We start from the raw sequence: 22,327 nt of genomic DNA on the forward strand, positions 1-22,327 counted from the left end.
GGCGCATCGGCGAGCACTCCCCTTGGACGGAAAGGCCAGCACTTCCGTGGCTAGAGCTTGGGTTGCACGTTCGAAGGACGACCCGAAGAAGTGGACGACGTACTGGTACGACCCAGACGGCAAGCAGCGGCAGAAGACCTTCGAGACCAAGAGGCGAGCCGACGACCAGCGCAAGCGCAAGGAACAGGAACTCGACGCCGGGACCTACCTGGACGACCGGTTGGGCAAGCAGCCTGTGACGGCCGTGTGGGAGCAGTGGACGAATCAAAGGAAGCTGGAGAACAGCACCAAGAAGCAGTACCGGTCCATCCAGAAGACGACTCTTGAGCCGTTCTTCAAGGCGCGTTCCATCGTCTCCCTGAAGGTCGCTGACGTTGAGCAGTGGCTCTTGTGGATGGAACAGGACCGGAAGCTCTCCGCTCGCACACGGCGTCAGCGGTTCTCGTTCTTCTCCGGGATGATGGACTGGGCTGTCGTCAACGAGATCATCGGCCGGAACCCGTGCAAGAAGGTCAAGGGCGCGGGCAGCCGCGCCAAGGAGATCCGGGAGCACAAGAGCACCGCGCGGCGACTCACGACGCGGGAAGTCCTGGCGATGCTCGATGCCGCTCCTCCGCGATACCGCGCGATGCTGTGGCTCATGGCCGGGTGCGGCCTGCGGCTGGGTGAGGCCATGGCGGTGTCCCGCGATCAGATCGACTTCAAGGCCGAGACGCTTCGCGTCGACTTCCAGATTGCGGAGGACGGAGACACCGAGTCGGGGAAGAACAGCGCGATCCAGCGTCGGCACATCAAGGCTCGTGACGAAGGCGAGCCAGGGCGTACCGTCCCCCTCCCGCCGAACGTCGCCTTCGAGCTACGGCGGCACATCAAGAACCACGGCGTATGGGGGCCGGAGCGGCTCCTCTTCCCCAACGTGACGCGGACTGGCTACCTCTACGCGTCGTACTTCTACCCGAAGATCTGGATGGAGGCTCTGGGCAAGGGACAGGTGAAGTACTGCAAGGCCCACTCACTCCGGCACTACTACGGATCGCGGCTGCTGTACGCCGGAGTCCCCGAGAACGACGTGGCCGACTGGATGGGCCACAGCAGTACTGACGTGCTCAGGGAGCACTACCACTACATCTTCGAAGGGGCCGAGCAGCGCGGCCGTGCAGCCATCGCAACCATGCTGACGCCCGGCGCGGACGACCCCACGGAGGCGACAGAGGTCGCCTGATCCACGTACGACAACAGCCCCCGGCAGTACGCCGGGGGCTGTGTTGTTTGTGCAGGTCAGTGGCCGTTTTCAGCCCGGCATCCACCCAGGATTCCCCCAGCATGACGCCCAGGAACGGTCCTGATCGGGCCGCAACGGGCAGAAAGCCGAGGGCGTCCCTCCGGACCTTCGAAACAGCTTCTGACCTGCAAAAACCCTGCTAAGGCAGGTTCCTCGCCATCACGATCCGCTGCACTTGGTTCGTGCCTTCATAAATCTGCGTGATCTTGGCGTCGCGCATCATGCGCTCGACCGGGTAGTCGCGGGTGTAGCCGTACCCGCCCAGCAGCTGGACCGCGTCCGTGGTGACCTCCATGGCGACGTCCGAGGCGAAGCACTTGGCGGCGGCGCCCTGGAAGGTGAGGTCGCGGTCGCCGCGCTCGGACTTGGCGGCGGCCGCGTAGGTCAGCTGGCGGGCGGCCTCGATCTTCATGGCCATGTCGGCGAGCATGAACTGGATGCCCTGGAAGTCGGCGATCGGCTTGCCGAACTGCTTGCGCTCCTGGACATAGCCCTTGGCGTAGTCGAAGGCGCCCTGGGCGACCCCGAGGGCCTGGGCGGCGATGGTGATGCGGGTGTGGTCGAGGGTCGCCATCGCCGTCGCGAAGCCGGTGCCCTCCTCGCCGATCATGCGGTCGGCGGGGATGCGGACGTTGTCGAAGTAGACCTCGCGGGTCGGGGAGCCCTTGATGCCCAGCTTCTTCTCCGGGGCGCCGAAGGAGACGCCCGGGTCCGACTTCTCGACGACGAAGGCCGAGATGCCCTTGGAGCGCTTGGTGGGGTCGGTGACCGCCATCACCGTGTAGTACTCGCTGACGCCCGCGTTGGTGATCCAGCGCTTCACGCCGTTGAGGATCCAGTGGTCGCCGTCACGGACCGCCCTGGTCTTCATGCCGGCCGCGTCCGAGCCCGCGTCCGGCTCGGAGAGGCAGTACGAGAACATCGCGTCGCCCTTGGCGAGCGGCGTCAGGTACTTCTTCTTCAGGTCCTCGGAGCCGGAGAGGATCACCGGCAGCGAGCCCAGCTTGTTGACGGCCGGGATGAGCGAGGAGGACACGCAGGCGCGGGCCACCTCCTCGATGACGATCACGGTCGCCAGGGCGTCGGCGCCCGCGCCGCCGTAGGACTCGGGGACGTGCACCGCGTGCAGGTCGCTCGCGACGAGCGCGTCCAGCGCCTCCTGCGGGAACCGGGCCTCCTCGTCCACCGCCGCGGCGTACGGCGCGATCTTCGCCTCGGCCAGCGCGCGGATGGTGTCCCGGAGCATGTCGTGCTCCTCGGACAGGCGGTACAGGTCGAAGTCAGCCGATCCGGCCAAGGTTGCTCACGCTCCAAAGACGCTAGCGTTACCGACGCTAATTACCGTTAAGTAACTCAAATTTTAGAGGCCCGGCCGCGCGTCTGACACGTGAGCTGGACAACAGGGGGAAGCCTTGGGGGGAAAGCGCCCGGTGAGGGGCTCCGACCCGCCCGGATATGCTCGGGCGCGCACCCCCGGCTTACTTTCCTGGAGCATCCATGAGCCTCAAGATCACCGTGATCGGCACCGGCTATCTCGGGGCCACTCATGCCGCCGCCATGGCCGAGCTGGGCTTCGAGGTGCTCGCCCTGGACGTGGTCAAGGAGAAGATCGAGAAGCTGGAGCGCGGCGAGAGCCCGATGTACGAGCCGGGGCTCGAGGAGCTGCTGCGCCGCCACGTCGCCGGTATCGAGGGCTCCACCGGCCGGCTGCGCTTCACCATGGACTGGGCCGAGGTCGGCGCCTTCGGCGATGTGCACTTCGTCTGCGTGAACACCCCGCAGAAGCACGGCGAGTACGCCTGCGACATGTCGTACGTCGAATCCGCGATCGGCTCCCTGGCCCCGCACCTGTCCCGGCCCGCCCTGGTCGTCGGCAAGTCGACGGTGCCGGTCGGCTCCGCCGAGCGTCTCGCCCGCACCATCGCCGAGCTGGCGCCCGCCGGCGCGGACGCCGAGCTGGCCTGGAACCCGGAGTTCCTGCGGGAGGGCCTCGCCGTCGAGGACACCCTGCACCCCGACCGGATCGTCGTCGGCGTGCGCAGCGAGCGGGCCGAGAAGCTGCTGCGGAAGGTGTACGCCACCCCGGTGAAGGAGGGCTCGCCGTTCGTCGTCACCGACTTCCCGACCGCCGAGCTGGTGAAGACCTCCGCGAACTCGTTCCTCGCGACGAAGATCTCCTTCATCAACGCGATGGCGGAGGTGTGCGAGGCCGCGGGCGGCGATGTCGCCAAGCTGGCGGAGGCCATCGGGCACGACGACCGTATCGGCAAGAAGTTCCTGCGGGCCGGGATCGGCTTCGGCGGCGGCTGTCTGCCCAAGGACATCCGGGCCTTCATGGCCCGCGCCGGTGAGCTGGGCGCCGACCAGGCGCTGACCTTCCTGCGGGAGATCGACTCCATCAACATGCGCCAGCGCGGGCAGATGGTGGAGCTGACCCGGGAGGCCCTGGGCGGCGGACCCTTCCTGGGCCGGCGGGTCGCCGTGCTCGGCGCCACCTTCAAGCCCGACTCGGACGACGTCCGGGACTCGCCCGCGCTCAACGTGGCCGGGCAGATCCACCTCCAGGGCGCCCAGGTGACCGTCTACGACCCCAAGGGCATGGAGAACGCCCGGAGGGTCTTCCCGACGCTGGGGTACGCCGACTCGGCGCTGGAGGCCGTACGGGGCGCCGACGTCGTCCTCCACCTGACGGAATGGCGTGAGTTCCGGGAGCTGGACCCGGCGGCGCTCGGGGAGGTCGCGGCGGCCCGGCTGATCCTCGACGGGCGCAACGCGCTCGACCCGGTGGCGTGGCGCACGGCGGGCTGGACCTACCGGGCGATGGGCCGCCCCACGGCGTGAGCGGGCCGGCCTGAACGCAGGGTGACGCCGGTTCGGCCGAGGCTCAGTCGGCCGAACCGGCGTCTGCGTGCATTCTGCCGTACCCGGGTGCCGTCCGCTGTGCGAACTCCCCGTACGTCCACCTGTCGATCTCCTGTGAGTTAGGCGGGGCGGCCGTGCGGGCACCTGTCCCCCATGGCATCCGTCGTGCGTCTGCGTTCCGTCGTGCTGGACTGTCCCGACCCGCGCGCCCTCGCCGAGTTCTACGCGGGGCTCCTGGGCGGCACGCCCTGGGCCGAGGAGGGCGAGGAGGACTGGTACGTCCTCCAGGTCCCCGGCGGTCCCCGGCTCGCGTTCCAGGAGGTGGAGGGGTACACCCCGCCCGAGTGGCCGCGCCCCGACCGCAACCCCCAGCAGTTCCACCTCGACCTCGACGCCGGCGCCACCTGGGCGGAGGTCGACGCGGCGCACGAACGGGTGCTGGCGCTGGGGGCGCGTCCGCTGGACCTGGAGGACCGGGAGGAGAAGGAGTTCCAGGTGTACGCCGATCCGGCGGGCCATCCCTTCTGCCTCTGCCGGATCGAGCATTCCTAGGGACCCTTGCGTTCCTGGGCCGCGCGGGCGGTGAAGTCGGCGGTGCGCAGGGCGCGCTGGACGTTTCCCCAGGTCAGTAGGGCCAGGTCGGGCTCCGGCCAGCCGCGGTCGAGGAGTTCCGCGATGAGGTGGGGGTAGCCGGAGGCGTCGGCGAGCCCCTGCGGGTGGGCGGCGCCTGAGTCGTACGTGCCCGACAGGGCCACGCTCCCGGGGCCCGCGACGGCGCGCACGTGGTCGAGGTGGTCCGCGACGTCCCGCAGGGCCGGCCCGGTCTGCTCGGCGGCCAGCGGCACCATGCACACGCCCCCCGCCGCGCCCAGTTCGGCGAGCAGGCCGTCGGGGAGGTTGTCGGGGTGCGGGCGCAGGGCGCGGGCGGCGGAGCGGGTGGCCAGCACCGGGGTGCGGGAGAGGGCGAGGGCGCGGCCGATGGTGGCGTCGGAGGCGCCGGAGAGGTCGGCGAGGACACCGAGCCGGTTCATCTCCCGTACGGCCTCCTCGCCGAACCGGGTCAGCCCCGCCTCGCTCGCCCACGAGGTGCCGGCGAGGGTGAGGACGCGCAGTCCGAGGGAGTGCAGGACGCGCAGGACGGCGAGGGAGCCGTCGAGGGCCGCCGCGGTCGCCGGGCCGAGGACGACGGCCACCCGGCCGCAGTTGCGGGCGTCGAGGACCTCTCCGGCGGTCCGGGCGAGCCGGAGCCCCTCGGGGTGGGCGGCGACCACCGCGCGGGCGAGGTCGAGCTGCTCCAGGGTGGCGCCGAGGGCCCGGTCGGACGCGAGGCCCTCGGGCAGGTGCAGGGCGCAGAACAGGGCGCCGACCCGGCCGCGCCGCAGCCGGGGCACATCGGTGTCGACGGCGCTCTCGCCGAGCTGGAGGTCGTACCAGGGCAGCTCCCGCAGCGCCCGGGGCAGTCCGCTGTAACCGTCGGCGACGGGGCACCGGCCGAGCAGGGCGTACGCCCGCTCCAGGGGGTCGGCGCGACCGGCGCCCGGGTCCGGCTCCGCGTGCGCGGACGGCTGCGGCTGCGGGTCGGGCCCGCCGCGGGGGACGTACGGGCCCGTGCGGGGAACCGGTGGTTCATGGACCTCGGGCGGGTCGTGCAGTTCGTCCTGGAGGTCGGCCATGACGGTCTCCGTACGTCGCTCGGCGGTACGGCCACCGTCGCACGGGGGCGGGGAGGCTTCCTGGTGGGCGGGGCGTTCGGGGGTACGGCCCGCCCACCGGGGTTCGGCTCAGCCGTCGAGGGACTCGATCGTCGCGTGGGACGGGGCCCGGGTGGCGCGCAGCTCGCGGGAGACGTCCTCCGCCGCGCCCAGCACCCGTACGGCGTTCTGCCAGGTCAGCTTGGCGAGGTCGGCCTTCGACCAGCCGCGGTCGAGGAGTTCCGCGATGAGGTTGGGGTAGCCGGAGACGTCGTTCAGGCCGTCGGGGGTGAAGGCCGTGCCGTCGTAGTCGCCGCCGATGCCCAGATGGTCGATGCCGGCCACCGCGCGCATGTGGTCGAGGTGGTCGGCCACGGTCGCTGCCGTGGGGACCGGGCGGGGGTGCGCCTCCTGGAAGGCCTGGTGGACCTTCATCGCCTCGGGGGTGGTGGCCAGGTCGTGGAAGCCGTGGGCGCGCAGGTTCTCGCTCGCCGCAGCGGTCCATTCGACGGCCGCCTGGAGCACGAACTTCGGTACGAACGTCACCATGGCGACGCCGCCGTTGGCGGGCAGGCGTTCGAGGACGTCGTCGGGGATGTTGCGGGGGTGGTCGCAGACCGCGCGCGCCGAGGAGTGCGAGAAGACCACCGGCGCGGAGCTGGCGTCGAGCGCGTCGCGCATGGTGGTGGCGGCCACGTGCGAGAGGTCGACGAGCATGCCGAGCCGGTTCATCTCGCGCACCACCTCGCGGCCGAACGCCGTGAGGCCGCCCGCCCTCGGCTCGTCGGTCGCGGAGTCGGCCCAGTCCACGTTGTCGTTGTGGGTGAGGGTCAGATAGCGCACGCCGAGCGCGTACAGGCCGCGCAGGGTGCCCAGCGAGTTGGCGATGGAGTGGCCGCCCTCGGCGCCCATCAGGGAGGCGATACGGCCCTCGGCGCGCGCCGCCTCCATGTCGGCGGCGGTGAGCGCGGCGCGCAGATCGGCCGGGTACCGGTCGATGAGCTGCCGTACGCAGTCGATCTGCTCCAGGGTCGCCGGGACGGGGTCGGGCAGGTCCGCGCGGACGTACACCGACCAGAACTGCGCGCCGACCCCGCCCTCGCGCAGCCGCGGGAGGTCGGTGTGCAGATGGGCGGCCTGGGAGACGGCGAGGTCGCGGGCGTCGAGGTCGTAGCGGACCTGCTCGCGCAGGGCCCAGGGCAGGTCGTTGTGGCCGTCGACGACCGGGAAGGCGGCGAGGAGTTCCCGGGCTGCCTCGAGTGAGCTCAAGGCCGTCACTTCCCGAAGCCGAAGCCGGCGCCCGCGCCCTCGACCTTGGCGCGCAGCCGCTTGCCCTTCTCGGTGGCCTGGTCGTTGAGTTCCTGCTGGAAGTCGCGCATCCGGGCGAGGAGGTCCTCGTCGTGGGTGGCGAGGATCCGGGCGGCGAGCAGTCCGGCGTTGCGGGCGCCGCCGACGGAGACCGTGGCGACGGGGACGCCGGCCGGCATCTGCACGATGGACATCAGGCTGTCCATGCCGTCCAGGTACTTCAGCGGGACGGGCACGCCGATCACCGGGAGCGGGGTCACGGAGGCGAGCATGCCGGGCAGGTGGGCAGCGCCGCCGGCCCCGGCGATGATCACCTTCAGTCCGCGGTCGGCGGCCTGCTCGCCGTACGCGATCATCTCGCGGGGCATGCGGTGCGCGGAGACGACGTCGACCTCGTAGTCGATCTCGAACTCGTCCAGGGCCTGGGCGGCGGCCTCCATGACGGGCCAGTCGCTGTCCGAACCCATCACGATGCCAACAACGGGGCTCATTCGGTGATCGTGCCTCTCAGGTAGCCGGCTGCGTGACGGGCGCGCTCGAGCACGTCGTCGAGGTCGTCGCCGTAGGTGTTGACGTGGCCGACCTTGCGGCCCGGCTTCACGTCCTTGCCGTACATGTGGATCTTGAGCTGGGGGTCGCGGGCCATGCAGTGCAGGTACGCGGAGTACATGTCGGGGAAGTCGCCGCCGAGGACGTTGACCATGACCGTCCAGGGCGCGCGCGGGCGCGGGTCGCCGAGGGGGAGGTCGAGGACGGCGCGGACGTGGTTGGCGAACTGCGAGGTGATCGCGCCGTCCTGGGTCCAGTGGCCGGAGTTGTGCGGGCGCATCGCGAGTTCGTTGACGAGGATGCGTCCGTCGCGGGTCTGGAACAGCTCGACCGCGAGGTGGCCGACCACGCCCAGTTCCCCCGCGATGCGCAGGGCCATCTCCTCCGCCTGGAGGGCGAGGGCGGGGTTCAGGTCGGGGGCGGGCGCGATCACGGTGTCGCAGACGCCGCCGACCTGCTGGGACTCCACGACCGGGTACGCGACGGCCTGGCCGTGCGGGGAGCGCACGACGTTGGCCGCGAGTTCGCGGACGTAGTCGACCTTCTCCTCGGCGAGGACGGGGACGCCGGCGCGGAACGGGTCGGCCGCCTCCTCGGCGGTCTCGACGACCCACACGCCCTTGCCGTCGTAGCCGCCGCGGACCGTCTTGAGCACGACGGGGAAGCCGTCGCCCTCGGCCGCGAACCTGACCACGTCCTGTGGGTCGGTCACGATGCGGTGCCGCGGGCAGGGCACGCCGATCGCGTCGAGCTTCGCGCGCATCACGCCCTTGTCCTGGGCGTGCACCAGCGCGTCGGGGCCGGGGCGGACGGGGATGCCGTCCGCCTCCAGCGCCCTGAGGTGCTCGGTGGGGACGTGTTCGTGATCGAAGGTGATCACATCGCACCCGCGCGCGAAGTCACGCAGCGTGTCGAGATCGCGGTAGTCGCCGATGACGACATCGCTCACGACCTGCGCCGCGGAATCCTGGGGGGTGTCACTGAGGAGCTTGAACCTGATGCCCAACGGAATGCCCGCCTCGTGTGTCATACGAGCGAGCTGGCCTCCGCCGACCATGCCGACTACCGGGAACGTCACGCCCCCAGGGTATCGGCCGCGTCACCTGGGGCGGAGCCCGCGCCCGCCGGAGGCGGGCGGGCGGGGCTCCCCCCGGTCTTCTCCCCGGCTCATACCGGCTGTTTACCGCGTTCTTCCCGACCTGTTTCCGACCCGTGGGGCGGAGCACAGGAAACCGACAAGAGTGGTGGTTAGCATGGCTGGGTTGACACAACCGAGACCCGGACGGGGGCCTGTACGACCATGGCGCATGGTTCCTCGGGGCAAGGACGGCTCCGGCGCGTAGGCCGTGAGCTGGTCAAGTTCGGGGCTGTGGGCGGTGCGGGGCTGCTGGTCAACCTCGGCGTGTTCAATCTCGTCCGCCAGCTCACGGACCTGCCGGTGGTGCGCGCGAGCGTCATCGCGACCGTCGTGTCGATCGTCTTCAACTACATCGGGTTCCGGTACTTCACCTACCGTGACCGCGACAAGAGCGGCCGTACGAAGGAACTGACGCTGTTCCTGCTGTTCAGCGCGGTCGGGCTGGTGATCGAGAACGGCCTGTTGTTCGCGGCGACCTACGGGTTCGGCTGGGACAGCCCGCTGCAGAGCAACGTCTTCAAGTTCCTCGGCATCGGGGTCGCGACGCTGTTCCGGTTCTGGTCGTACCGGACGTGGGTGTTCCGCGCCCTGCCGGCGAAGGAGGCCGTGGCCGGCGCCGAGTCCTTCCTGACGGAGGAGTCCCTGATCGGGGAGCAGACCCGCAAGGCGAAGGCCCGCCAGCGGGTCGGCTGAGGCCCGCCGTACCGGGGCCTACCTGACCATCGGTTCCTCGTCGTGCGACGTCCGCTTCTGGGGCGCCGTGCGGGAGAGGAAGAGGCCGAAGACCGGGGGCTGGGCCTGGAGCATCTCCAGGCGGCCGCCGTCGGCCTCGGCGAGGTCCCGGGCCACCGCCAGGCCGATGCCCGTGGAGTTGCGGCCGCTGATGGTGCGTTCGAAGATGCGGGCGCCGAGGTCGGCGGGGACGCCGGGGCCCTCGTCGGTGACCTCGATGACCGCCTGGTTGCCGGTGACGCGGGTGCGCAGGGCGACCGTGCCGCCCCCGTGCATCAGGGAGTTCTCGATCAGGGCGGCGAGGACCTGGGCGACCGCGCCCGGGGTGCCCACCGGCCGCAGGTGGCGCTTGCCGGAGCTGACGATGGCGCGGCCGACGCTGCGGTAGGCGGGGCGCCACTCGGCGAGCTGCTGCTGGATGACCTCGTCGAGGTCGAAGGAGACGGCGGAACCGGTGCGGGGGTCGCGGGCGTTGGTCAGGAGGCGCTGTACGACGTCCGTCAGGCGTTCGACCTGGGTCAGGGCGATCGTCGCCTCCTCCTTCACCGTGTCGGGGTCGTCGGTGAGGGTGATCTCCTCCAGGCGCATCGACAGCGCCGTGAGGGGGGTGCGCAGCTGGTGGGAGGCGTCGGCGGCCAGGCGGCGCTCGGCGGTGAGCATCCGGGCGATGCGTTCCGCGGAGGAGTCCAGGACGTCGGCCACCCGGTCGAGTTCCGGGACGCCGTAGCGCTTGTGGCGGGGGCGGGGGTCGCCCGAGCCGAGGCGTTCGGCGGTCTCCGCGAGGTCGGTGAGGGGGGAGGCCAGTTTGTTCGCCTGGCGGATGGCCAGCAGCACCGCCGCGACGACCGCGAGCAGCGCGACCAGGCCGATGATCAGCAGGGTGCGGCCGACCTCGCGGGTGATCGTGGAGCGGGGCTCCTCGACCCGGACGGTCTCGCCGCCCTCGCCGCGCTCCTCGGCGTGGATGACGTCACCGCCGGGCTTGCTGCCGACCGCGATCGGCTCCCGCCCCGGGATGCGGATCACGGCGTAGCGGTCCTGGGTGACCTGGTCGCGCAGGATCTCCGCGGTGACGTCCTCGGAGCCGAGCAGCCGGCTGTCCACGATGCCGACCAGCCGCACCGCCTCGGAATCCACCCGCTCCTGGGCGCTGTTGCTGATCGTGCGGCTCTCGACGATGACGAGGGACACGCCGAAGACGGCGATCACCACGAGCACGACGGCGAGGGTGGACTGGATCAGTCGGCGGCGCATGTCCTCATATCCAACGGGAGCCCGGGCCGGTCAGTGCTCAGCTCTTCTCGAAGCGGAAGCCCACACCGCGCACGGTGGCGATGTAGCGGGGGTTCGCAGCGTCGTCGCCGAGCTTCTTGCGCAGCCAGGAGATGTGCATGTCGAGGGTCTTGGTGGAGGACCACCAGGTGGTGTCCCAGACCTCGCGCATCAGCTGGTCGCGGGTGACGACCCGGCCCGCGTCCCGCACGAGGACCCGCAGCAGGTCGAACTCCTTGGCCGTGAGCTGGAGTTCCTCCTCGCCCATCCAGGCGCGGTGCGACTCGACGTCGATGCGCACCCCGTGGGTGGCGGGCGGCTGCGCGGGCTCCGCGGCGCCGCGCCGCAGCAGGGCCCGTACACGGGCGAGGAGTTCGGCGAGACGGAAGGGCTTGGTGACGTAGTCGTCCGCGCCCGCGTCGAGGCCGACGACGGTGTCCACCTCGTCGGCGCGCGCGGTCAGGATGAGGATCGGTACGGCGTGGCCCTCGGAGCGCAGCCGGCGGGCGACCTCGAGGCCGTCCATACCGGGCAGGCCGAGGTCCAGCACGACCAGGTCGACGCCGCCCTGCATCCCGGCGTCGAGCGCGGTCGGTCCGTCCTCACGCACCTCGACCTCGTACCCTTCCCGGCGCAGTGCGCGGGCCAGCGGCTCCGAGATGGACGCGTCGTCCTCGGCGAGCAGTACACGGGTCATGAGCTGATGGTAGACCGCGGGGGGCACGGGTCGAAGTGTGATCGGCGCGGCTGTTTCTTACCCAGGGACATGCCGGACAATCGGCTCGCCACGCCGGGGGCGATCTTGGTACGTACCTACGGTCGACGGGTGGCAGGATAGTACAGACCTTCGAAAGCCCGCTGCGGTTCCTTGATCACCTGTGATCCGTGTCTCAAACCTATTCATTTCCGACACTCTCCTGACGTATGGTGAATCAACGCCTGTAGCACCGCAGGGACCTTTCGCGTACTTGACGCCGAAGGTCTCTTTTGTGTGCGGGCCGGTGCGGGGCACGCCCCCGCCGGCCTTGAAAGGAATGACCTCCGGCCGGGCCCCTGCTCGCGCAACGCGCGTAGAGGCGTGGATCCCGGTGGTCGCCGTCCACCGCTCCGCGACCCGGGGCGGACTCCCCCGAGGGCGTGGGGCGGACGGACCGACCCACCGGTGCCGGCCGCCCCCCACCGGGCGCGTGACCGCTCAGGCAAGCCCGCTGAAGCAGCGCGTCCCGACCAGCAAGGAACGACCATGGCGTCCAGCCTGACGAAGGACTCGGTCCGTCCGGACACCCCCGGCTCCGGGAAGACCTTCTTCGGCCACCCCCGCGGACTGGCCACCCTCTTCATGACCGAGATGTGGGAGCGTTTCTCCTACTACGGCATGAAGGCCCTGCTCCCGCTGTACCTGGTGGCCCCGGGCGGCCTGCACCTGAGCGCGGCCACCGCGACCGCGATCTACTCGGTGTACCTGTCGCTCGTGTACCTGCTCGCCCTTCCCGGCGGCTGGTTCGCGGACCGTGTCCTCGGCCCCCGCAGGACCGTCGCCGTCGCCGGCGCGATCATCATGCTCGGCCACCTCACCCTGGCCCTGCCGAACTCCGGCACCTTCTACGCCGGCCTCGGTCTGGTCGCCATCGGCTCCGGTCTGCTGAAGGCCAACATCTCCACCATGGTCGGCCACCTCTACGACGGCCCGGACGACCCGCGCCGCGACGGCGGCTTCACCGTCTTCTACATCGGCATCAACCTCGGCGCCTTCGCCGCCCCGCTGGTCATCGGCACCGTCGGCGAGAACGTCAACTGGCACCTGGGCTTCGCCCTCGCCGCGCTCGGCATGGCCCTCGGCCTCGCCCAGTTCCTGCTCGGCAGCCGTCACCTGAACTCCCGCTCGGACGTCGTGCCCACCCCGATGAGCGCCGCCGAGAAGTCCGCCACCCTGCGCAAGGCCGGTCTGTGGGCCGCCGTCGCCGCCGTCTTCTACACGGTCGTGGTCGTCTCCGGCCACTACACCCTGAACTGGCTGCTGGTCCCGATCACCATCGCCGGTCTGGTCATCCCCGTCGTGGTCATCGGCCGCATCAAGCGGGACAAGGACCTCGACCGCGCCGAGCAGTCGAAGATGTCGGCGTACATCTGGTTCTTCGTGGCCGCGGCCGTGTTCTGGATGATCTACGACCAGGGCGGTTCGACCGTGTCCCTGTTCGCGGACTCCTCCGCCGACAACACGATCTTCGGCTGGGAGTTCCCGGTCTCCTGGTACCAGTCGGTCAACCCGGTCATGATCATGGCGCTGGCGCCGGTCTTCGCCTGGGCCTGGCTGGCGCTGGCGCGGCGCGGCAAGGAGCCGAGCACCGCGGTGAAGTTCGCGATGGGTCTCGTGCTGATCGGCGCGTCCTTCTTCCTGTTCCTCGCCCCGCTGGCGATCGCCGACGGCGGTCACAAGGCGGCCGCGATGTGGCTGGTCGGCATCTACTTCGTCCAGACCGTCGGTGAGCTGACGCTGTCCCCGGTGGGTCTGTCGGTCACCACGAAGATGGCGCCCGCGAAGTACGCCTCGCAGATGATGGGTGTCTGGTTCCTCGCGGTCACCGCGGGTGACGCGACCACCGGGCTGCTGTCCATCGCCGGGGTCGACCTGAACAGGACGGGGATCGTCGCGTTGCAGGCGGTGCTCGCCGTGATCGCCGGTGGAGCCGTGTGGATGTACCGGAAGAGGGTCAGGGAACTCATGGGGGACGTTCACTGATCGTCGCCCGGAAGAGGGCCACCGTGCTGTGCGGCGCGGTGGCCCTCCTGCGTGTGCGGCCGCCCGCCCGGTCACCTCAGGTGTCTGCGTCCCGGCATGAAGGTGAAGACCGCTGCGCCCAGGAGGACCGCGGTGCCGGCCACCAGGCCCAGGGCCTTGAGGGAGGCGTGGTCGTCGGCGCCCGTTTCCGCCAGGCCGCCGCTGGTCGACGTACTCGACGAGGACGAGCCGCCGGACGCTCCGCTCGCCTGCTCCTCCGTGGTCAGGGTGAGGGAGACGGCGGTGCTGTCGGGGGTGCAGGTGGTGGTCGTGCCCATGGCCTCGATGGTGAGGACGCCCGGGGAGAGCGTGGACTCGCCGGTCGCGCCCGGCTTGTAGGTGCCGGTGAGGTCCGGGATCGCGATCGGGTCGCCCTGGGGGATCGCCTCGGCGTTCAGCGGGCCCTCCACCGTCACCGAGCCGGAGTCCGAGCCGCCCAGCACGACCCGCATGGTCGGTTTCACCTTGCCGGCCGGGATGTCGATCGGGCTGTCCATCACCGACTTCTTGAACTGCACGGTGAGGTCGTAACTCCCGCCGTCCTTCTTGGCGTTGATCTGGATCGGCGAGGTGGCCTTCTTCACCCCGAGCGGGGAGTCGCAGGTGTAGGGGATGTCCACGACCTTGCCGGTGAAGTCGGTCCGGCCGTCGTCACCGGTGGCGCTCGCGGACGCGCTCGGGGACGCGGACGTACTGGCGGACGCGCTGGCCGACGAGGACGAGGACGGGCTCGCGCTCGCGCTCCCCGACGGATCGGGCGACGCGCTCGAACTGCCCTCCCCCGCCGTCACCGTGATCGTCGCGGCCGGCTGGACGGTCTCGGACGGCGTGCAGGTGGTGTTCGTCCCGAGCGCGTTGACGACGTACGCGTTCGGTGTCAGCGTCACCTGGCCGGCCGCCGTCAGTTTCAGCGTCCCCTTCATGTCGGACAGCACCATGGCGCCGCCCTTGGGGATCGCCGGGTTCTCGCGCGGGCCCGTCATCGCGATGTCCGCGCTCTGCGCGCCGGCCGCCTTCAACGTGCCGGACGGCTGGACCGAGTTCGCCGGCAGATCGATGAGGTCGGGGTTCTTCGACGCGGCCTGGGTGAACTTCCAGACGATGTCGACGGTGTCGCCGACCTTCGCCGTGGCCGGTGCGCTGATGTCGGCCTTGGTGGTGCCGTCGATCTCGGGCAGCCCCACGCCCGAGGGCGGCACGCAGTGGGTGGCGTAGGAGACCTCGGCGGCCTGGGCCTGCCCGGCGGTCACGCCCAGCAGCGCGGCGGCCCCGGCCAGCAGGACGGCGGCGCCCGCCGCGGCCGCGCTCCTGCGCCCGGCCCCGCGCGGGGGTGGTACGGCTCTCTCACTCACTTGGTTCCCTTCCTGCCGGGAGTCGAGGACTCGTCGGACGGTCGTCGTGCGGTGCGGAGAGCCGGTCCGCCGTGGCCGGAGCGGTGTCCGGGGTGAACCACGGCAGGATCGCGGAGGTACTGGCGGGGACCGGTGAGGGGTCCCGGCCGTCGTGCCCGTCGGGTCCGTACCGATCGGGTCCGTGCCCACGACGCGTCCGGCGGCCCCGGCGGGTCCGCGGCCGTACCCGGTCCACCACCGCCATGCCGATCCGGAACACCGCGGCCGGCACCACCAGGCAGAGCAGGATCCAGAACAGGGTCACGCCCCAGGGGCGGCCCACGCCCCAGGGCTGCTCCGCGAGGACCTTGCCGCCGTACTTCAGGGAGACGGTGTAGTCGCCGTGGGCGCCGGCGGAGAGTTCGACGGGCAGCCTCACCCGTGCCTTCCCGCCGGGCGGGATCGTGCCGCGCCACTGCCGCTCGTCCCACTGCGGGGCGAACACCCCGTGCGCGGTGCCGACCTGGAACACCGGGTCCTTCACGGTCGTGGTGCCGAGGTTGCCGACGGTGAGGACGAGGGTGCGGGCGGGCGGCGCGCCGAACCAGGTGAGCAACCCGCCGGAGCCGTCCAGCCGGGTGTCGGTGAGCACGGCGAGCCGTCCGCCGGACGAGGACGCGGCGGGCAGCGGTTCGACGGGGTGCCCGGCCACCCGGAAGACCACGTCGGCCTGTGCCTTCGCACCGGTCGCGGTGGCCACGTGCACCACACAGGGGCAGGGATCGGGTGGCTCGGCCACCGGGAGCGCGCGGGTGAACCGTCCCTCGGCGTCGGTGGTGACGGCCCTGCCGTCGGCGTTGGCGCAGGAGTTGGTGCCACCGGTCAGGCCCCGGGCCGGGCTGGCCCGACCGCAGATCAGCAGCATCAGCAGGGTGCGCGGCCGCCAGCCGCTGCCGCTGACGGTGACCGAGGCGCCGGTCCCGGCCTGGGCGCTGGAGAGGGTGACGGCGGGTTTCCCGGCCGCCGACGCCGTGCCCGTGGGGGCGAGCGGTGACGCCAGGAACAGGAGGAGGGCGAGAAGCACCGGCGCGCCGGTCCGCAGTCTGCCGTTCATGTACCCGCTCCCCTCGCTCCGGCCGCGCCACCGGCCTCGCGCCCACGACGTCGTACGACCGCCAGGACCCCCGCGCCGACGCACAGCGCGCCCGCCCCGGCCCCCGCCGCACCCCACGGCACGAACCGCGCCCGGGTACGGCCGGTGGCGCGGGCGGCGCCGGGGGCGGTGACCGTCAGGCGCACGGTCACCGCGTCCAGCGCCGGGCGGTCGGGCCACGGCTCGTCGAGCCGCAGCCGGCGGCCCGGCGGCAGCCGGACGGGCAGCGTGCGCGGGGCGCGGTCCAGTACGGTCCCGAGGACACCGTCCGCGCGCACCGCGAGCCGGGGCACGAGATCCGTCGTCCCCCGGTTGACCAGCTCGTACGTGATCCGGTCGCCACGCACGGCCACGTGCTCGACGGTCAGCGCGGGCAGCCTCGGACCGCCGACCCGCACCAGCAGCGGGACGGTGACCCGCCGGCCCGTGGACTCCTGTACGACGATCACGCCGGAGCGGGTGCCCGGGGCAGTGTCCGCCGGGAGCGTCACCGTGAACGGCACCTCGGCGCGGGTGCGGGCGGGTACGTCCACGGCCGTCTCCGCGAAGGCGAGCGGGAGAGAGCCGAGGCCGGTGCCGCGCAGACGTACGGCCAGCGGGCGGGTGCCCCGGTTGGTGACGGCGACGGTGTCCTGGAGCACCGCGCCGGGCGCGCCCTCCGCGTAGAAGGAGGGCCGCCCGCCACCCGAGGGCTCGGCCGACCAGCCGCCGGCGGGGGCGGCGGGAGCGGCGGCCACGAGCAGGGGCAGGGCCGGCAGCAGGGTGCGGGCGGCACGGGCGGCGCAGGCGTACGGCATCGGCGGCTCCGGTGACGAGGGGTGGGCGTGGCGGCGGTCAGCGAGGCTGCTGATTCCGCCGGGTCAGCCACAGGACGCCCGCCGCGCCGGCGAGCAGGACGGTTCCGCCCAGAGTGCCCAGGGCGATCGCCGAGTCCTCGGGCCCGGTCTGCGGAAGCTCGTCGCCGCTGCCGCCGTCGCCGGTACTGCCTCCGCTGCCGCCGTCCGACGCCGTCACGTCGAGGGTGAGGGAGGGGCCGGGGCTGTTGGTGGGCGTGCAGGTGGTGGTCGTGCCGAGCGCCTTGATGGTGAGGACCGCGGCCGTGAAGGTGACCTTGCCGGTCTTCTTCGGGGTGTACGTCCCGCTCAGATCGTTGATCTTGATGGGGGTGTTCTCGGGGATCGCGGCCTGGTTGGCGGCGCCGGTGACGGTCATGGTGCCGCTGTCGTCGCCGCCGAGCTTGATGGTGGCGCTGGGGACCATCGAGCCCGCGCCGAGCTCCACCGGGCTGGAGGAGACCCCCTTCTGCCAGGACATGGTGATCCGGTAACCGCTGCCGCTCTTGACGCCCTTGATGTCGATCGGCGAGACCGCGCTCTTGTCGCCGATGGGTGTCTTGCAGGAGTAGGCGACGTCGACGACCTCGGCCGTGGCGACGGGGGCGGACGCCCAGACCGCCGCCCCGGCCAGGGCCGCGGCGGTCACGAGCGCGGCACTTCGCTTCCGGTTCGACACGGTCCCCTCATTCCTGCCAGTCGCCTGCCGGCCATTTCCTGACGAGCCATCAGATCGAGCCGTCAAGGTACGCCGGGCAGGTTGAGGAGGGAAGAGAAGGGGAGAGCCGGAGTTGTGGGGATCCGGGGGGCGGGGGTGAGGGTTCGGTGCGGGGTGCGGTCGCCCGCCCGCTCGACAGAGAGCGCACCCCGAGCCCCCGCCAGGGACTGCCTCCCGAGAGGCCGCCCCCAGGACAAGAACCGCTCCCGAGCAAGCAACCACCCACCGGACAGAGGCCACCTGCCGGGCAGAGGCCACCTGCCGGGCGAGCAACCACCCAGCGGGCAGGGGCCACTCACCAAGCAGAGGCCGCTCACCGGGCGAGCAACCATCCACCGGGCAGAGGCCACTCACCGGGCGAGCAACCACCTACCGGATAGAGGCCACTCACCGGACAGAGGCCACCTACCGGGCGAGCAACCACCCAGCGGGCAGAGGCCACTCACCGAGCAAGCCACCACCCACCAGACAGAGGCCACTCACCGAGCAAGCCACCACCCACCAGGCAGAGACGCCCAAAAGCACCCGCCCACCAGACGGAGGCCGCCTCCCGGGCAGGGGCAGAGCGGCCGGCGGCGGCCGCACCCGGGCAGGGGCCGTCGCCGGGCAAGGATCATCGCCGGGGCAAGGATCATCGCCGCGGGCAAAGGTCATCGCCGGGCGGCGATCATCCGGCGGCCGTCGTCAGGCCGGGGCGCCCAGTTCCGCCCAGACCGTCTTGCCGGCCAGGCCCGGGGTGCGGACGACCCCCCAGTCCAGGCAGAGGCGCTGGACGATGAACATGCCGTGACCGCCGGGGCGGCCCGCCCGGTGCGGGGTGCGGGGTGCCGGCTGGCCGGTGCCGCGGTCGGAGACCTCGACGCGGATCACCTTCTTGTCGCAGCCCAGGACCATCCGCTCCGGCCCCTCGGCGTGCAGACAGGCGTTGGTGACCAGCTCGGAGACGACGAGCAGCACATCCTCGGCGGCGGCCCGCTGGTCGGCGGTGGCCGCGGGCAGCCAGCCCCACGCGTACAGCGCCTGCCGGGCGAAGTCGCGGGCCGCCGGGACGACCCCGCTGACGCCCTCGAAACTCAGCCCGCGGACCTGGCGACCCGCCGGGGCCCCGGAGCGACCCGCCGGGCCCCCGGAAGCGCCGCCGGCCTCCGGCTCCCGCTCCGGACCGCGGTCGCCCGGCGAGTAGGGCCGGGTGGTGCTCATCAGCGGTTCACCTCACCGATTCACCGGTTCACAATTCAACATTCACGAACGTGCCACCGACATGTTCAGGTCCAGGATGTCTCCTGCCCGGCGGAACGGACGGAACACCCCCCGTTCCCGTCGCGCCGGACGCGGCGGCGATCTCCGGCCGGCTCAGCCGTCCTCGTCGGCGAGCGCGGCCGCGAGGCTCTCGTGCACGGTGAACACCGCGTCCGCCCCGGTGATCTCGAAGACCCGGGCCACCACGGGCCGCATCCCCGCCAGATGGACCCCGCCCCCGGCCGCCTCCGCCTTCAGCCGGGCGCCGAGCAGGACGTTCAGCCCGGTGGAGTCGCAGAACTCCAGCCGTGAGCAGTCCACGACCAGCCTGCCGAACCCCCTGGAGAGGCAGTCCTCGAGTGGTTCACGCAACAGATCGGCGGTGTGGTGGTCCAACTCCCCCGCCGGAGTCACGACGGCACTGGAGCCCTCTTCCCGCACCTCGACCAGAAGCCGGCCCGACTGTGCGCTGCCGACCGTCCCGCGGTCCATGCGTCTCTCTCCCGGGTTCGCTCACTGCTGGGTGATCACCTGCCGACAGCCTGCTCAATTCCCCGTCGGCCGACCTCGAACACTACGCCTTCGTCACGTGCTCCAACACCCGAACAATCACACACAAACGGACATAAGCCACCAATTCACACTTGCGGATGGCTTCGTGCAGCCGGTAGGGCTAGTAAGGAACACGCAACCGACACGGCCGGCTTTGGAGGCGCCGCACACCGTAGTGCGCTCACTGGCTTCGGCAGCCTTATGCCGAGAACGATGGAGGACATCATGTCACCCCGGCTCGACGCATCGCCCTCCCCGACTGCGACGTCGACACCCCCACCGGTACAGGACCAGCTGAATCCCATCGCGGAGCTCCCCGGGCCCCGTCACCCCGACGCGCCCCCTCCGTACGACGAGCTGATCCCTCCGCAGGAGGAGATCGCACAGATCGGCGCCGTCGACGCGCGGGCCCTGTCCAAGACGCTGTTCGAGCGGCTGGAGTCCCTCGAGGAGGGCACGCACGACCACGCGTACGTCCGCAACACCCTCGTCGAACTCAACCTCGCCCTGGTCAAGTTCGCCGCCTCCCGCTTCCGCTCGCGCAGCGAACCGATGGAGGACATCGTCCAGGTCGGCACGATCGGCCTGATCAAGGCGATCGACCGGTTCGAACTGTCCCGCGGCGTCGAGTTCCCCACCTTCGCGATGCCGACCATCGTCGGTGAGATCAAGCGTTTCTTCCGGGACACGTCCTGGTCCGTGCGCGTCCCGCGCCGGCTCCAGGAACTGCGGCTCGACCTGGCCAGGGCGGGTGACGAACTCGCCCAGAAGCTGGACCGCTCCCCCACCGTGGCGGAACTGGCGGAACGTCTCGGCATTACCAACGACGAGGTCGTGGAGGGCATGGCGGCCGCCAACGCCTATACGGCGTCCTCCCTGGACGCCCAGCCGGACGAGGACGACGCGGAGGGCGCCCTCGCCGACCGCATCGGCTACGAGGACCACGGCCTCGAAGGCATCGAGTACGTCGAGTCGTTGAAACCCCTGATCGCCGAACTCCCGCCGCGCGAACGCCAGATCCTCTCGCTCCGCTTCGTCGCGGGCATGACCCAGTCGGAGATCGGCGAGGAACTGGGGATCTCACAGATGCACGTGTCACGGCTGCTGTCACGGACGCTGGTGCGGCTGCGGAAGGGGCTGACGGTCGAGGAGTAGGCCCCCGTGAGCCCATGCACCCGCGTACGCTCCCCGGACGCATGGGCTTACCCACGGAAACCTCCCCACGACACCTCTCTCGCCACTAGGGTCACCCCCACCCCAGACTGACCAGTACGTCAGCAACGGCGAGGAGGCGGATCGTGGTCCGTGCGGATGGAGCGAGCGGAGAGGACCCCACCGCTTCCGGTGATTCCGGTGATTCCGGTGATTCCGACGCGCGCCTGACCGACCTGCTGCGCGGCGCTCCCGCCCGGGCCTACCCGGCGCTGCGCACCCTCCGCGCCCGCCACGAGCCCGCCGTCCTGGCCTACGCCCGCCTCTGCACGACGAGCGAACCGGCCGCGCGCCGGCTGGCGGCGGAGGCGTTCACCCTCACGGCCCGCGAGACCGCGCGCGGCAGCGAACCGGGCGGCGCCTGGCGGCACCAACTCCTCTCGCAGGTCGGACGGGTGGCGGCGGACTGGGCCGGGGACGACCGGGCGAGCGGCCTGGACGCGGGCCTGCTCCTGGTCCTCCGCACGACCCCGGCCCCCGGCGGCCCGGTGCCGCCCCTGCCGGCCGCCTTCCACTCCCTCCCGCCCCGGGCGCAGGGCCTGATCTGGTACGCGGTGGTGGAGCGGGAGACGCCGGCGCGCATCGCCGTACTCCTCGGCCTGACCCCCGAGGACGTGACCTACGGAACGGCCCCCGCCCTGCACTCCCTGGCCGGGGCGGCTCTCCGGCTGCGCCTCGCCGCTTCCGACGACCCCCGCTGCGGGGACTTCCGCCGGCTGATCGAGGAGTCCGTACGCCCCGAGGGCGCCCGCCGCAGCCCCGACCTGGAGGCCCACCGGGCGCACTGCCCGCACTGCGCGACGGCGTACGAGGAGCAGCGCGCGCTGCGGGACGCGCCGCGCACGGCGCTCGCCGAGGGGCTGCTGCCCTGGGGCGGGACGGCGTACGTGAGGGAGGAACGCGCCCAGGAGCCCCTGGCCGGGGTGACGGCGCCGGTACGACGACTCCCGCGCCGGTTGACCATGGCCTCGGCGGCGGCGGTGGCGGTGATGGCGCTGATCCCCCTGTGGCTGGTCCTCGTCCCCTCGGACGACACGGGCACCCCGACCGGCGCGGCAGCGGCAGCCCCGTCGACGGCCCCTCGGGTGACGGTGACGACGACGGTGTCGGCGCCCGCGCCCACCCCGGTGCCGAGCACCACGTCGCCGTCGCCGAGCGCGACTCCGTCCCCGTCCCGGACGAGCGCCCGGCCGACCCCCTCCCCGTCCCCGACGCGGGCGCCGGGTGGGACGTACGCCCAGGTCGTGAACGTCGCCACGGGCCGCTGTCTGGAGGTGGCCGGGGACTTCGACAACGGCACGGACGTGGTGACGGTTCCGTGTACGTCGTCGCCGAGCCAGAGATGGCGGGTGGACGCGGGGCGCGGGGTGGTGCAGTCGGCCGCCGACCCCGACTTCTGCCTCGACAGCCGGGGATCCGTCGACAAGGGGGTCGGCGTCTGGGAGTGCGACTCGGTGGAGGGCGACCACGGCGACAACCTCCGCTTCACGGTGGACGCCGACGGGACGGTCCGCCCGCAGATCGCGATCCTGACGGGGATGACGGCGGACACGGGCGGCGGGGTGTCGCTGGAGCCGCTGGACGCGGGCGGCGACCAGCGGTGGCGGGCGGGGGCGGCCTGACCCCGCCCGCCACGCAAAACCCGTTGGACCCTCGCCCCCTGACGGGGAGAATCC

General features: G+C 71.7%; 20 protein-coding genes. 7 read left to right on the top strand and 13 right to left on the bottom strand.

Annotated elements, in window-relative coordinates:
* The first annotated feature begins 46 nt into the window (after nt 1–46).
* Nucleotides 47–1,222 (top strand): tyrosine-type recombinase/integrase, encoded by a 1,176-nt coding sequence (locus tag AQJ64_RS30620; RefSeq protein ID WP_055634399.1) that lies wholly within the window; start codon nt 47–49, stop codon nt 1,220–1,222.
* Nucleotides 1,223–1,421: 199 nt separating this feature from the next.
* Here the strand turns inward: AQJ64_RS30620 and AQJ64_RS30625 are convergent, their stop codons facing one another.
* Nucleotides 1,422–2,579 (bottom strand): acyl-CoA dehydrogenase, encoded by a 1,158-nt coding sequence (locus tag AQJ64_RS30625; RefSeq protein ID WP_055634398.1) that lies wholly within the window; start codon nt 2,577–2,579, stop codon nt 1,422–1,424.
* 200 nt (nt 2,580–2,779) lie between these two features.
* Between AQJ64_RS30625 and AQJ64_RS30630 the strand changes: the two genes are divergently transcribed.
* Both AQJ64_RS30630 and AQJ64_RS30635 read left to right on the top strand, forming a co-directional pair.
* Nucleotides 2,780–4,123 carry a UDP-glucose dehydrogenase family protein gene (locus tag AQJ64_RS30630; RefSeq protein WP_055634397.1) on the top strand — a complete coding sequence of 448 codons (1,344 nt, stop codon included), beginning with the start codon at nt 2,780–2,782 and terminating at the stop codon, nt 4,121–4,123.
* Nucleotides 4,124–4,297: 174 nt separating this feature from the next.
* Nucleotides 4,298–4,696, top strand: coding sequence for a VOC family protein (locus AQJ64_RS30635; protein WP_055634396.1), 399 nt, complete (start codon nt 4,298–4,300; stop codon nt 4,694–4,696).
* On the opposite strand, the gene AQJ64_RS30640 is transcribed toward AQJ64_RS30635, so the two are convergent.
* The 4 genes from AQJ64_RS30640 to AQJ64_RS30655 all read right to left on the bottom strand — a co-directional run bounded on the left by AQJ64_RS30640 (nt 4,693) and on the right by AQJ64_RS30655 (nt 8,770).
* On the bottom strand, nt 4,693–5,817 hold the full coding sequence (locus AQJ64_RS30640) for a dipeptidase (protein WP_055634395.1): 1,125 nt from the start codon (nt 5,815–5,817) through the stop codon (nt 4,693–4,695). The genes AQJ64_RS30635 and AQJ64_RS30640 overlap by 4 nt on opposite strands.
* 108 nt (nt 5,818–5,925) lie before the next feature.
* The gene (locus AQJ64_RS30645; RefSeq protein ID WP_055637035.1) at nt 5,926–7,113 is read right to left on the bottom strand and encodes a dipeptidase; all 1,188 of its coding nucleotides are present in this window, start codon (nt 7,111–7,113) and stop codon (nt 5,926–5,928) included.
* Nucleotides 7,110–7,634 carry a 5-(carboxyamino)imidazole ribonucleotide mutase gene (purE, locus tag AQJ64_RS30650; RefSeq protein ID WP_079062043.1) on the bottom strand — a complete coding sequence of 175 codons (525 nt, stop codon included), beginning with the start codon at nt 7,632–7,634 and terminating at the stop codon, nt 7,110–7,112. Before purE ends, AQJ64_RS30645 begins: the two co-directional genes overlap by 4 nt.
* Complete coding sequence (locus AQJ64_RS30655; protein ID WP_055637033.1) at nt 7,631–8,770, bottom strand: 5-(carboxyamino)imidazole ribonucleotide synthase; 1,140 nt, start codon at nt 8,768–8,770, stop codon at nt 7,631–7,633. Before AQJ64_RS30655 ends, purE begins: the two co-directional genes overlap by 4 nt.
* Before the next feature lie 222 nt (nt 8,771–8,992).
* Between AQJ64_RS30655 and AQJ64_RS30660 the strand changes: the two genes are divergently transcribed.
* Nucleotides 8,993–9,523 carry a GtrA family protein gene (locus tag AQJ64_RS30660; protein ID WP_055637032.1) on the top strand — a complete coding sequence of 177 codons (531 nt, stop codon included), beginning with the start codon at nt 8,993–8,995 and terminating at the stop codon, nt 9,521–9,523.
* An 18-nt stretch (nt 9,524–9,541) separates the two neighbouring features.
* Here AQJ64_RS30660 and AQJ64_RS30665 read toward each other — a convergent pair whose 3' ends face one another.
* Both AQJ64_RS30665 and AQJ64_RS30670 read right to left on the bottom strand, forming a co-directional pair.
* Entirely contained in the window at nt 9,542–10,816 is a 1,275-nt protein-coding gene (locus AQJ64_RS30665; protein WP_055637031.1) for an ATP-binding protein, read from the bottom strand.
* Between the two features lie 37 nt (nt 10,817–10,853).
* Complete coding sequence (locus AQJ64_RS30670; RefSeq protein ID WP_055637037.1) at nt 10,854–11,531, bottom strand: response regulator transcription factor; 678 nt, start codon at nt 11,529–11,531, stop codon at nt 10,854–10,856.
* 546 nt (nt 11,532–12,077) lie between these two features.
* On the opposite strand from AQJ64_RS30670, the gene AQJ64_RS30675 reads away from it, so the two are divergent.
* Complete coding sequence (locus tag AQJ64_RS30675) at nt 12,078–13,574, top strand: oligopeptide:H+ symporter (protein ID WP_055637030.1); 1,497 nt, start codon at nt 12,078–12,080, stop codon at nt 13,572–13,574.
* Between the two features lie 71 nt (nt 13,575–13,645).
* On the opposite strand, the gene AQJ64_RS30680 is transcribed toward AQJ64_RS30675, so the two are convergent.
* The 6 genes from AQJ64_RS30680 to AQJ64_RS30705 all read right to left on the bottom strand — a co-directional run bounded on the left by AQJ64_RS30680 (nt 13,646) and on the right by AQJ64_RS30705 (nt 19,379).
* A complete protein-coding gene (locus tag AQJ64_RS30680) occupies nt 13,646–14,893 on the bottom strand; it encodes a hypothetical protein (RefSeq protein WP_055637036.1) in 1,248 nt (415 codons plus the stop codon).
* Nucleotides 14,894–14,957: 64 nt separating this feature from the next.
* Nucleotides 14,958–16,058: a hypothetical protein gene (locus tag AQJ64_RS30685; RefSeq protein ID WP_055637029.1), complete on the bottom strand. Its 1,101-nt coding sequence runs from the start codon at nt 16,056–16,058 to the stop codon at nt 14,958–14,960.
* On the bottom strand, nt 16,055–16,894 hold the full coding sequence (locus AQJ64_RS30690; protein ID WP_055637028.1) for a COG1470 family protein: 840 nt from the start codon (nt 16,892–16,894) through the stop codon (nt 16,055–16,057). The genes AQJ64_RS30685 and AQJ64_RS30690 overlap by 4 nt, the downstream gene beginning before the upstream one ends.
* Before the next feature lie 37 nt (nt 16,895–16,931).
* Complete coding sequence (locus AQJ64_RS30695; protein WP_055637027.1) at nt 16,932–17,609, bottom strand: LPXTG cell wall anchor domain-containing protein; 678 nt, start codon at nt 17,607–17,609, stop codon at nt 16,932–16,934.
* A gap of 723 nt (nt 17,610–18,332) precedes the next feature.
* Entirely contained in the window at nt 18,333–18,848 is a 516-nt protein-coding gene (locus AQJ64_RS30700) for an ATP-binding protein (protein ID WP_055638172.1), read from the bottom strand.
* Nucleotides 18,849–19,001: 153 nt separating this feature from the next.
* A complete protein-coding gene (locus AQJ64_RS30705) occupies nt 19,002–19,379 on the bottom strand; it encodes an STAS domain-containing protein (RefSeq protein WP_055638173.1) in 378 nt (125 codons plus the stop codon).
* 285 nt (nt 19,380–19,664) lie between these two features.
* On the opposite strand from AQJ64_RS30705, the gene AQJ64_RS30710 reads away from it, so the two are divergent.
* Both AQJ64_RS30710 and AQJ64_RS30715 read left to right on the top strand, forming a co-directional pair.
* The gene (locus tag AQJ64_RS30710; RefSeq protein WP_055638174.1) at nt 19,665–20,594 is read left to right on the top strand and encodes an RNA polymerase sigma factor SigF; all 930 of its coding nucleotides are present in this window, start codon (nt 19,665–19,667) and stop codon (nt 20,592–20,594) included.
* A 143-nt stretch (nt 20,595–20,737) separates the two neighbouring features.
* The gene (locus AQJ64_RS30715) at nt 20,738–22,273 is read left to right on the top strand and encodes an RICIN domain-containing protein (RefSeq protein WP_079062045.1); all 1,536 of its coding nucleotides are present in this window, start codon (nt 20,738–20,740) and stop codon (nt 22,271–22,273) included.
* The last annotated feature ends 54 nt before the right edge of the window (nt 22,274–22,327 follow it).

Origin of the sequence: Streptomyces griseoruber (assembly GCF_001514205.1) — a bacterium.
Classification (GTDB): domain Bacteria; phylum Actinomycetota; class Actinomycetes; order Streptomycetales; family Streptomycetaceae; genus Streptomyces; species Streptomyces griseoruber.